Origin of the sequence: Candidatus Lernaella stagnicola (assembly GCA_030765525.1) — a bacterium.
GTDB classification, from domain to species: domain Bacteria; phylum Lernaellota; class Lernaellaia; order Lernaellales; family Lernaellaceae; genus Lernaella; species Lernaella stagnicola.
In genome coordinates this window covers 1-12316 of the sequence record JAVCCK010000002.1, presented here as the reverse complement: position 1 = coordinate 12316, position 12316 = coordinate 1, and the positions used below count along the sequence as shown (strand labels likewise).

Sequence of the window (12316 nt, the reverse complement as noted above, 5' to 3'; positions counted from 1 at the left end):
TTGACCGCCGAAGTGCGGCGTGCACAATGGTCGCGCGAAGAAAACAAGACGTTAGGAACGCCCCCGATGAAATATAAGATGGAGATCCTGAAAACCGCCCTCCGACTATCGGTTCTTATTTTGCTGGTTGGACTCGCGTTTTTCGGTTGCGGCAACGGCAATGATGATGATGACGACGACAGCGACGCCGCGCCGCCTGCGGGCGACGATGACGATAACGACGACGACAACGACAACGACGATGACGACACGGTTGAGCCATCCGCCGAACTCACCCTGCCGCCGTTTCCATATTGGCCCAACGATGTGATCCTGCCCGACGTCGATCACATGGAAACGCTGGCGACCGATTATTGCCGCCATGCCACATCCCCCACGGCCAACGAATTCTTTTTCGGTCAACTGCCTATGCAGGCCTTCGATTTGTGTTTCGAGCCCACGCCGCCGCCCGAGCTTGAGACTCTGATGGGCGACCTGTTCGTGTCGGGGTATTTCGGGGGCGTCTGGCTGAACGAAGCCTTGGGTTTGGGGCTGACGGTGCCTCCAGTACCCGAGTACCCATTTGCTCACCTGCGGCCCGTGTTCGACGCGCTTACTTCCTTCGTTGGCCCGCAGCTTGAAATGGTTGAAGGCGGGTCCGACGACGAAGTGCTTGATACGGCTCAACAGCATATTCGTGCGATACTCATGATCTACGCGTACAATTTGGGTTATGTGAAGCAAATCCTCCGCCACCCGCCGCCGGGCGCGGCCGACTACTCGGAGTGGTTAACCTGCGCCGAGGATCAACTGCTCGCCTGCGAAGGCACCATGATGGACCTCGACTTTCTGCACCGTTACGATGCCGCGCTGGATAGTCTTCGCGATCCGCCTGATTCTCGCTGGGAGTTGATGGCGTCGTGGAGCCGGTCGGCGGAGCGCTTCGTGGCCTCCGGTGAGTTCGTGTGGAGAATGATCGACATCTCCGGTTTGAGCCCCGAGGATTACGAATTGCTCGTGGAACTCAGCTTGAACTTCCTTTTCGCCTCGCGCAGTTCGGTACTGGGCAATATGTCGACCTGGGCCGACGAGGATGCCGCCGAGGGCCGGTATTCGCTGCGTATCGACGCCGGGATGATCCTGTGGGCCGGATCCTACTTCATGGGCTTGGCCGGTGGCACAGACGAATTGCCGGAACTTGTCTGTCCGGAGTAAGACCGGCGACCAGCTCAAACCGCGCGGCGATTCCCACAAAGTCGTCCGGGCCGTAAAGACCGTGTCGCAAAAAGATCTTGTGCGTTGACCCACGCTCGGATACTATACACGGCGATTCATTGGCGGGGATAGAATACTTATATGTTTATTTCTCGAAGGTTCAGATGCGGCGCATGAGTGGAATGCCGTGATGATGAAAACGGGTCGACCCATACCGTGGATTCTTGTGCTGTGCTTCGTGTTGCTTCCTGTCACGGCGCACGCGGAGAAGAGCTACGTCTTCGCTTCCGGGCCGGCGCAATGCACGTACTTCCGCCTCGGGGAATTCGCAGCGTCGCGCGATTATACCGGCTTCTCGATTCACAACCTCGCGTCGGCCGGTTCGGTCTCGAACCTGGATCTGTTGATGTCGGGCAAGGCGCAGTTCGCCCTGACGCAGCAGGATGTACTTAGCTCGTTTCTACACAAGAACGGCTTCACCAAGAAAGATTCCCCGCTCAAGGTCGTCGGAGCGGCGTATTACGAATATCTGCACATTCTCGTGCGCACGCCGCTGCGAATCGAAAATCACCGTGATTTTCGCGGTATGCGTGTGTGGTTGGGGGCGGCCAACAGCGGCACGCATTTCACTGCCCGCCGGTTTCTTGACGTCTCGGGCATCCCGCTTCCATCGATGCAGATCATGGACGACAAAGACCTCTGCGAATTAACCCAGACTGCCGGTGCTAAGAAGTCTTCGAGTAAAGTCCCAAAATTCGACGATATCCCTTCGCTTTTTCGGCGCGACCAACTCGACGTGGCCATGCTGGTGGTCAGCGCGGGCGCCGAGGCTATCAAAAAGGCATGGTGCAGCGGCGACGTGCAATTTTTCGAAATTCAGTACGAATTGTTGCGCAACTTGACCATAGAGGGTGGCGGCGCGGCGACGCAGCATCAAACCTTTGTCGGCGAAATCCCGGCTGGTGCGTACTCTTGCCCCGGCTCCGTCGTTGTCGATAACCGACCTTTCGCGACCATCGTTGTGCCCGCCCTGCTGGTGACCAAGGCCGACGCGGATCCGCTTATCGTGCAATCGGTGTGGCAGGCCGTGCAAGCAGGCGCCGCGAAGTTGGAAAAGGACCACGAGTTGCTGCCGCCGGAAACCGGTTCGCCGCTGCGTCTGGCGACCTCGGGGCTTCCCCTGTGGCGGGAAATCGAAGAGCCGGCGAAGGGTCGCCGGTGGACGTGGCTGGTCAGCCCCTTCATCGTGCTCGTTATATTGCTGGCGATGCTGATTGTGGTGCGCCGAAAACGGCGTCAGATCCAGCGCTTCTTTCGCAATAACCGTGCGATATCCGTGTTCATGACGATGGTGTGCATCGTCTTGGTTTCCGTACTGGGAACCTACCTTTTCGAGCATAATGTCAACAAACACTTCTCGAATCCGGCTGAGGCCTTTTGGTCCGTTCTCATCTACTTCACCAGTGGGATGGAGGATCGGGTCCTATACACAACCGGCGGGAAGCTTTTCGCGATCATTGCCTTGTTGATGGGTCCGGCCATGGTCGCCGTGTTGACCGGTTACGTGGCGTCCCGACTGGTGATCAACTTTATGGAGAGCAAAATGCCGCACCGACTTACCGACCATTTTCTGATCTTGAATTGGAACCCGCGCGCGGTTCACATTATCAAGCAGCTCAAAAACGAAGCCCTGCACATGGAGTCGACGATCATCGTCGTCTCCGACGACACCGAACTGAACTTTAAGAATCTGGAAGCACAGCAAAAAGAGGCCGAACGCAGGGAAAAAGCAGGCGATCGGCTCTTCGAGGACGTGTATTTCAGCGCCGGAGATCCCACCGATTCGCGGGCACTGATCAACGCCAACATTCAAGACGCCCGCGGCGTATTGGTCCTGGCCGACCGCGCCCTTGAAGATCGGGCCGATGAAAAATCCATCCGCACGCTTTTCGCCATCCAACGCACGCTGGCCGAAATCGGCAACGGCCACTCGGCGCACGTCGTGGTCGAACTGGTGAACCTGGAAAACAACGTTGTCGTCGACGAGATGGCCAAGACCTTCCCCGGCACGCTCGAAGCGGTCGCCAGTACGCATATCCGCACCATGTTGATTTCCCAATCGCTTCTGCAGGAGGGCATCGTGTCCTTCTATCGGGACCTGCTCGAGGTGACGATGGACTCCAACGAGGTGCACTCCATTGTGATTCCCAAGTCGGCTGCGGGGTGGAATTTTCCCGAATACGCCAGCCGCGTTTTGGCCCACCGCATTGACGTGCCGCTGATCCCCGTGGCGCTGATCCGCCGCATCGACGGCAGGCACCAACTCTACACAAACCCCAAGCCCGGTTCACCGGGATACGTTTTGGAAGAGGGCGACAAACTCCTGGTCGTCTCCTACGAGGCACCCGAGGCGCAAGACTTGCCCGATGTCCAACCGCTCGAAAACTGACACAAACGGCGTCCGCGCCGCCGCAAAAAAGTGACGGCACGGTCTCATGTTATGCCTCGAGAGCGTCTAATTTTCGCTAATCGGTGACCAAATGACACGTTTTGGCGAGGCAAATCCGCGTGGCATTCACGTGAGAAAAGTGTTAAGAACACGATTGGGCCGGGAGCGGGGAGGCCCCAAAAACCAGAGTGAAAAATGAAGCATGTGACACGATTTTGCATAATGTTGGCAGTTCTCCTAATCGCCGGGCAGGCGTTGGCAGTATTCAATCAAGGCCATCGTGGCACCGGCACGAACATGGTCGGCAATCCGTTTCCCGAAAATACGATTCCGAGCTTTTTGCAGGCCTTCGCCGAGGGTGCGGACATGGTCGAATTGGACTGCACACTCTCGGCCGACGACGAAGTGGTCGTCATCCACGACGATAGCCTCGATCGCACTACCGATTGCAGTGGGGCTGTGTACGATTGGGATCTGGTCGACATCAAAACGTGCGACGCCGCGGTCGGTACACCGCTGCAGGGGACCGGCGTGGAAGTGCCCACGCTCGCCGAGGTTTTTGCGGCGCTTGATGCGGCGAAATACACGGGCGAAGTGAACGTCGAGATCAAAGGAAGCCTGGTCGGCGTGGTCGGCGCCGCGCACCTGGCGGAGCGGGTTACCGACGAGATTTTGCTGGCCGGTTGGGAAGATCGGATCATTTTCTCCTGTTTTTCCGCGTCGGTTCTCGATGAAGTCGAACTGATCGATTCGGCGTGGATCACCGCGTATCTCACCAGCGAGGTCAACGTCAACGCGCAGGCCGATTTGGCCTACGAACACGGCTTCGACGGCCTGCACCCCTACTTTGCGCAGACCTTCGCGCCGCAGGTGGACTACGCGCACGGCCTCGGCCTTTTCGTCAATGTGTGGACCCTGGATGTGCCCGCCTTGATGCAGTCGATGATCAACCGCGGCGTCGACGGCATCATCACCAACGACCCGGAAAAGCTCGCGCCCCTGCTCGATGACGATGACGACGACACGACCGACGACGACACGACGGACGACGACACGACGGACGACGACACGACCGACGACGACACGACCGACGACGACACCGCCACCGACGATGACGATGACGACACGACCGACGACGACACCGCCACCGATGACGACGATGACGACGATGACGATAACGACGATGATGATGACGACAACGACGATGACGATGACGATAACGACAGCGGTTGCGGCTGCTAAGTGTAGACTTGCAGGCGGATCGCCGGATTGATACGTAAACCTGATTTCAGATTTTGCGAATAAAAAGCAACCGTTTCTCGCCAAGCGCGACCTTCTCGTCTTCAGGCTAAGGAGCCAAAAAGCCAACCGGTGCAAGAACGCGAATTGAGACGCGTGAATCGTTTGTGCGAAACGGATGCGTGGTCGAGGGAAAGCGGCGGGCGAATCTTGGATTGTCCAATATCGGCGGCCATCTCATTGACTTACGTCTGTTATTCTGCTTTTTTATAAGCAGTCCGATAGAAGCAATAAAGAATTCAACTTAGAGAAACAACGCATTGATGATCCGCGTCTTATCGGTCATTTCCCACATCATTGTTACCGCCGGAGGAATGCTATGAAGCAGTGCCTGTCTCCAATCATGTTCGCTTTAGCGATGATCGTTTTTTTCATCTTGGCTGTTTCGCTGCAACCCTTCAGGGGCGAGGCCGGTGCTGAAGAAATCCTCAATGATTTCGACTTCGCCGAAACCACTGATGACGACACTTGCTTGGATATGGCGGGTATCGATGTCTCAGCCGACGACGAAGAACTCGGGCAATTCAGCGAATACGATCCCGAGACCGGCCGAACATGCTACTTGGACGATATAGCGAAAACAGCGTACGTCTATTATGGCTTTCCCGATGAGAATTTCGGCGACGAGCCGATTCTATCCGTCGGCTGGAATTTCGATTCCGGCCTCCAGGCCAGGTACAGGGCGCATTCACTGATCGGATTTCCCGGATGCCCGTCGGGTCTCTTACAGACAGCAACGCTGCACTATTATGTCAGTTTTCTTTCTCTGTTCGGCATGTCATCGGATCAACACACGATCAAGTTCCGCCTGTTGGAAGACTCCTGGACCGAGGGTGGCGTCACCTGGAACAATCGCCCGAGCGCAAATGATGAAGTGGCGGCTTACGACAGTTGGCTTACCTACGACGACGATGACGTATGGGAAACTGTCAATTTGCTGGACGTGCTATTGAAAATATGTGACGAGGAGTATCCGAACAACGGAATCATAATTACGTCGGACAATTTGGCCAATCCGGAAGAAATCACGTTTCTTACGGAGGACTACGATCCCGAGTATGAACTGTATATGAATATTTGCTATTGCTCAGATTGCCGCATCAGGCCGTTTCCCGGCGCCGCCGCGCAATGCTATTTGGATGGCGAACTGAATCCCAACAACGATTGCCAGGCTTGCCGGCTGCCGACTCGCCAGGATTGGACGGATCTCGACGGCGACACTTGCGACGATGGCCTGTTCTGCACCGTGGACGACTATTGCGACGACGGAACGTGCACCAGCGACACCCAGCGGTGGTGCGAGCAGGACGGCTTGTGGTGCAACGGCGACGAGCTTTGCGATGAAGACAATGACGAATGCGGCCACCAAAACGCGCCCGATTGTTCCGACGACGGCGTTTGGTGCAATGGCGAAGAGTTCTGCGATGAAGAAAACGACGAGTGCAGCGTGCAGAATGTGCCGGACTGCTCCGACGACGGCATTTGGTGCAACGGCGAAGAATTCTGCGACGAAGATAACGATCAATGCAGCGCGCAAAACGTGCCGGACTGCTCCGACGACGGTGTCTGGTGCAACGGCGAAGAATTTTGCGACGAAGACAACGACGAGTGCAGCGTGCAGAATGTGCCGGACTGTTCCGACGACGGCGTCTGGTGCAACGGCGACGAATTCTGCGATGAAGACAACGACGCCTGCGATTCCACAGGCAACCCGTGCCCCGACGACGGTGTCTGGTGCAACGGCGAGGAAATGTGCAGCGAAGACAACGACCGCTGCGTAAACTTCAATGTCCCCGCCTGTTCCGACGACGGTTTCTGGTGCAATGGCGACGAGTTCTGCGATGAAGACAACGACGAGTGCAGCCACCAGAACGTGCCCGACTGTTCCGAAGACGGTGCCTGGTGCAACGGCGACGAATTCTGCGACGAAGATGACAATCAATGCGCGTCGACCGGCGACCCGTGCGATGAGGACGAAACCTGCGACGAAGAGAGCGACGAATGCCTACCCGCGGCTGACGACGACGATGACGACACTGCCGACGACGATGATGATGACGACGACGATAATGATGACGACGACGATGACGATGACGACGCCGATGATGACAGCGGTTGCGGCTGCTGACGACCGGAGCCCACGGCCGATAGCGAACCGTTCGTTAACCTGTTGTCAGGTTTCATTAATGAATGATAAGCTTCCCTAATTGAGCCGGGTGGTGCCGGCCAAGGAATCAATATTTCTGAATCTCGTTGGCAGCGCGAATTGCATTTCACCGTGCATAACATTCGGGCTTTCAGCAGTTGATTCGGCCGATGAAGGGCACGGGCATGGAGACGAGTAACCAAAATGTTGGATCAAACAAGCTCGAGATATACGCGCCCAAACATAATTTGATGAAGCCTCTGGAGGACGATGCTTTTTATGTTCAAATGCTCGATTGGGTGGCCCTTCGCAAAAAGGTCGAAAAGAAAAGTAATTTGTTCCACGTATTGTCGTTACTAGGAAATGTATTTATTGCACTTTGCGCGTCTTTTCTTGTCGCGGGGTTCATGAACTCTCCGAAAGATCCCACGCGCCCGTATTGCTTTCTCGCATCAGGAACCTTTCTTCTCTTGGCGCTCGGGGCTCTTATCTATTCTTGGGATAAACGCTGGCCAGCTCGAAAAGAAGCATTGGAAATGATGGACCAGATTTTCCGCAGGGGGGCAGGAGGCGGGGGCAATCGCGCACCCGACGAAACAACCGGCGCGCTCGAACGCTTGAAGGTTGAGGAAGAGGATGGCGGAGACGGTGTTGCTCGGGGAGCAAGCGTTACGACCGTTGAGAACGATGAACATTTGGATCGCGAGCTGGACGACGAAGAACGAGATATCACGTTCAACTGGACCAGTATTGAAAGTTGGGTCGACGAGGACGAATTAGGCGAGATCGTCGAGCACGAGGGGGAGCCGGTGATCAAAGTGAGGGCAAAGAAAAACGATGACGGCTCATGGACGAATTGCTCCGTTTTTCGGAAGCTCGGAACGATCTCGTCGGGCGGAAGAGTGCGCGCGGAAGTCGAATTTATTGCGGCATCCGGCGCGTATGGCCAATTGCTTCTTGGCAGTCCAGGTGATGATCATTTCAATGAGGATACGAAGATCGGAGCCGGCGTTTGGCGGAAAATTGAAGTGACTGTCGAATACGAATGCGACGCATTGTGCGTTATTCATCTGTACGGCAACCGCGCGGCGCCGCCGGCGGAGAGGGAAGGCACCTTCGTGTTGTACCGGAACCTGCGGATATTCATACAGGAGCCGGGACTGTAGGATTCAATAAAGATTAGATGTCAGGCTAGTTCGGCCATCGCGATTCGAAGCGAAGCGACGATTTCTTCCCGGGCTACTTTTTTCCAAAACTCTCCGCCCTTGTAGAGCAAAAAGCCGTCGCGGGCGGCGATGACGCCGATGTCGGCCTCGCGCGACTCGCCGGGGCCGTTGACGCTGCAGCCCATCACGGCGATGTGCAGGTGGCTCTCGGACGCGCCGAACTCGGCCTCAATTTCATCGATGATTTCCTCGATCGGCTGCTCCAAGCGCCCGCAATTCGGGCACGACGTAATGTTAATGCCGCGCTGCCGAAGCTCCAGGCTCTTGAGAATGTCCCAACCCACGCGCACCTCGGGCAGGGGGTCGCCAGTAAGCGAAACGCGGATCGTGTCGCCGATGCCCTCGAAAAGCAGAATGCCGAGGCCGACCGCGCTGCGCACGGTGCCGGTTTGCAGGGTTCCCGCTTCGGTGACGCCCAGGTGCAGCGGGATGTCGGTTTGCGTGGCGAACAAGCGGTTGGCTTCGACGGTACGGGCCACGTCGGACGCCTTCAGGCTGACTTTGATGTCATGGAAACCCAAGTCCTCCAGCAGCTTCACGTTGTCCATGGCCGACTCGAACATCGCCGCCGCCGTCGCGCCGCCGTACTTTTCCAACAAACGCTTTTCGAGGCTGCCCGCGTTGATGCCGATGCGAATCGGCACGCCGCGTTCGGCCGCGGCTTGCACCACGGCTTCGATCCGTTCGCGCTTGATGTTGCCCGGATTGATGCGCAGCATCGCCACGCCCGCTTCCAGGCTTGCCAGGGCCAGGCGGTAATCGAAATGGATATCGGCCACGACGGGAGCGCTGGTGCGCGAGACGATCTCGGTCAGGGCGTCGGCCGCCTCGGCGTCGGGAACCGCTAGGCGCACGATCTCGGCCCCCGCGCCTTGCAGGGCGTTGATTTGCGCGATCGTCGCTTCGGCATCGCGGGTATCGGTGTTGGTCATCGATTGGACAACGATCGGCGCGTCGCCGCCGATTTTCACGCCGCCGACGTCGATTTGCCGCGTTTTCCGTCGCTCTTTCATGCGTCTTCTCCGGACGATGTGAGGCCCAGGGCCTTGATTTTTCGGTGTAAGTTCGTGCGTTCCAGGCCGATATGTTCGGCGGTTTTGGTCACGTTGCCGGCTTGTTTCTCCAGCTTGCGTTTTAGGAATTCGCGTTCGAAACCCGCGCGGGCTTCGCGGAAATCTTCAATCTCGAACATCGCTTCGTGTTCATCGCGCCGGCCGGGTTGAAGCTTGATGGCCTGCACGACCTGTTCGCGTGTTACTTCGTCGGCGCGCGTCATGATGACCAGGCGCTCGATGATGTTTTTGAGTTCCCGCACGTTGCCCGGCCAGTCGTATTCGCTCAGGTACGCGGTGGCGTCATCGGCAAATCGACGCGACGGAAGGCCCGAGCGCTCACAGAAAGCTTTGCTGAAAAAGCCGACGAATAGCGCGATATCCGCCCGGCGTTCACGCAGCGGCGGCACGTGCAGGGGGATGACGTTGAGGCGGTAGTAAAGGTCTTCGCGAAAGCGCCCGGCGGCGATTTCCTCCAGCAGGTCTTTGTTCGTGGCGGCAATGACACGCACGTCGACGGGAATCAGTTCGCTGCCGCCCACGCGCTCGAAACGCTGTTCCTGCAACACGCGCAGCACCTTGGCCTGCGTTTTCAGGCTCATGTCGGCGATTTCGTCCAGGAATATCGCCCCGCCGTCGGCCAAGTCAAATTTCCCGCGACGCCGATCCGTGGCACCGGTGAAAGCGCCTTTTTCGTGGCCGAAGAGTTCGGACTCGATCAGTTCGTCGGGAATCGCGGCGCAGTTGACTTCAATGAAGGGTTTCTTGGCGCGCCGGGAGCTCATGTGAATTTGCCGCGCCACCAATTCCTTACCCGTGCCGTTTTCGCCGGTGACGAGCACCCAGCCGTCGGTGGGGGCGGCCAGTTCGATTTGCTCGCGCAATTTCAGGATCGCGGGGTGACGGCCGATCATCTCGAATTTGGCTTCGATGTTTTCCTTGAGGTGGACGTTTTCCTCCTCGAGGCGGATCAGCTTCATCACGCGGTTGACGGCCAGGATCGTCTGCGGCAACGAAAGCGGCTTTTCGATAAAATCGTAAGCGCCCATTTTGATTGCTTTCACGGCGGTTTCGACGCTGCCGTGACCGCTGATCATGATGACCTGCAACTCCGGATCCCGTTTCTTGATGCGCGCCAGGGTTTCCATGCCGTCGATGCCGGGCATCCAGATGTCGAGCATCACCAGGTCCGGCCGTTCGGCGGCGATCGCCCTCAGCGCCTCCTCGCCGGAACCGACGGTTTTGACCTCGTAGCCCTCGTCCTCGAGGATGCCGCCGAGAGTCTCGCGGATATCGGGCTCGTCGTCGACGATCAGAATGCGTCGCTCCATGGTCACCTCCGAATGCGGCGCGATTGTAGCATAAATGCAACACCTATTGTGAGTGTCGTTTGAATGTTTTCTCCCCGCATGGAAGTCGTTTTCGTGGCTTGACGAGGGTGGGGTCGCCCCTTACAAGGGAGGATACTTTCGTATCCCCAGGAGGCAATCGTGAAACGTACCATCGTTGCGCCGCTTGTTTTGTTTGTTGTCATGTTTTTCGCCGTCACCGCGCAGGCGGAATATGGCGAGTGGGAGTACTTGTACGGACTCCAGCCGCCGGGCTTCAGCAACGCTTCGTTTCTAAACCTCAGCGTGGGCGATTACGATCACCTCTACACCGTCGGCATACACCAAACGAGTTTCGACAAGATCGTCTACGGCTGGTCGAGCGACACCGGCGGCACGTCGTGGAACCCGACCGTGGTGATGGAATACGACGGCTCGATGTGCGACATGATGAAAATGTTCACCATCATCATCGCCGTGGAAAGTCTAGGACCTGACGTGGGCGTGTTCGGCGGCTTCGGCATTCCGGAAGACTGCTACGAAAACATGCCCGAGCCGTGGTGCATGTTCGTGTGCATGCTCACGCTCTCTCCCGTGATTTACGTGACCGACGACGGCGGTGCGACCGTCCGGCAGGCCAAAGTGCCCTTCGGTTTCGGCAAGGCGGTGGTCGCCATGGATCGCGCGGGCGACGATGTGCTGATGGCCGTGGGTGGTGACGATTTGATTATGCGCAGCACCGACGGCGGCGAGACGTGGGTGGATATTCCGACGCTGCCCGGACAAGGCTTTTCGTACGGCGACGCGGATTTCATCGACGACATCGTCGGCTACGTGACGACGGGCGAAAGCGAGCCGGAACCCGAACGCGCAAAGGACATGACCGACCAGCAGTGGGCGCAGGCGATTTATGACCACCGTTTGAACGAAGCGCGGTGGCTGCACGATCCGGAATACCGCAGCGAAGTGCGGCGTCGCTACACCCGCGACGGTGTGCCGAACGACAAGGGCATGAACGGGCGCATTTTCAAGACCGAAGACGGCGGCAACTCCTGGGAGCAGGTGATGTTTTCCTACAACGAGGCGTTCAGCCAGATTCAGATGATCAACGAAGAGGAAGGTTGGGTCTGGTCCAATCCGCTGGAGGGTATGTCGCCCTCGTTCCGCATTTACCGCACGACGGACGGCGGCGAAAACTGGGTCGACTACACCGATCGCTTGCCCTTCGAGGATCTGGGCGGCATGGCGTTCGGTTTGATGTCTTTCGGCTTCAACCCGAGCGGTACGACCGGGTTTCTCGGCGGCGGCGGCCAGCGGGTTATCAACTTCCAGTCGGTGCTCTTCTACACGGCCGACCGCGGCGAGACCTGGCACGTTGACCAGGATCTGTTCTCGTGGGGGCACCCCATGGTGTCCTTCGGCTGGGTGGATGACAAAGTCGCCTACCAAGCCGGCGGCGATTTGAGCACGTATCGCTACACCCAAAGCAACGTGCCGCCGATCGCCGACGCGGGCGAGGATCAGGACGGCTACACGCAGCAGATTTCGCAGCTCGACGGCTCGGGGTCATACGATCCTGACGGCGACGAGATTACCTATCTTTGGAGCCAGGAGGACGGTCC

At 57.7% G+C, this 12316-nt stretch carries 8 protein-coding genes; 6 read left to right on the top strand and 2 right to left on the bottom strand.

Annotated features, from left to right (window positions below; all coding sequences use genetic code 11):
* The first annotated feature begins 66 nt into the window (after positions 1-66).
* The 5 genes from P9L99_00065 (at position 67) to P9L99_00045 (ending at position 8254) form a co-directional block, all read left to right on the top strand.
* A complete protein-coding gene (locus tag P9L99_00065) occupies positions 67-1194 on the top strand; it encodes a hypothetical protein (GenBank protein ID MDP8221723.1) in 1128 nt (375 codons plus the stop codon).
* A gap of 190 nt (positions 1195-1384) precedes the next feature.
* A complete protein-coding gene (locus P9L99_00060; GenBank protein MDP8221722.1) occupies positions 1385-3643 on the top strand; it encodes a TAXI family TRAP transporter solute-binding subunit in 2259 nt (752 codons plus the stop codon).
* 222 nt (positions 3644-3865) lie between these two features.
* Positions 3866-4885 carry a glycerophosphodiester phosphodiesterase family protein gene (locus tag P9L99_00055; GenBank protein ID MDP8221721.1) on the top strand — a complete coding sequence of 340 codons (1020 nt, stop codon included), beginning with the start codon at positions 3866-3868 and terminating at the stop codon, positions 4883-4885.
* A 376-nt stretch (positions 4886-5261) separates the two neighbouring features.
* Positions 5262-7070 carry a DNRLRE domain-containing protein gene (locus P9L99_00050; GenBank protein MDP8221720.1) on the top strand — a complete coding sequence of 603 codons (1809 nt, stop codon included), beginning with the start codon at positions 5262-5264 and terminating at the stop codon, positions 7068-7070.
* A gap of 203 nt (positions 7071-7273) precedes the next feature.
* On the top strand, positions 7274-8254 hold the full coding sequence (locus P9L99_00045; protein ID MDP8221719.1) for a hypothetical protein: 981 nt from the start codon (positions 7274-7276) through the stop codon (positions 8252-8254).
* A 20-nt stretch (positions 8255-8274) separates the two neighbouring features.
* Here P9L99_00045 and ispG read toward each other — a convergent pair whose 3' ends face one another.
* Both ispG and P9L99_00035 read right to left on the bottom strand, forming a co-directional pair.
* Entirely contained in the window at positions 8275-9327 is a 1053-nt protein-coding gene (gene ispG, locus P9L99_00040) for a flavodoxin-dependent (E)-4-hydroxy-3-methylbut-2-enyl-diphosphate synthase (GenBank protein ID MDP8221718.1), read from the bottom strand.
* Entirely contained in the window at positions 9324-10697 is a 1374-nt protein-coding gene (locus tag P9L99_00035; GenBank protein ID MDP8221717.1) for a sigma-54 dependent transcriptional regulator, read from the bottom strand. Before P9L99_00035 ends, ispG begins: the two co-directional genes overlap by 4 nt.
* A 159-nt stretch (positions 10698-10856) precedes the next feature.
* Between P9L99_00035 and P9L99_00030 the strand changes: the two genes are divergently transcribed.
* Positions 10857-12316: hypothetical protein (locus P9L99_00030; GenBank protein ID MDP8221716.1), on the top strand; the 1460-nt coding region annotated here is incomplete at its 3' end.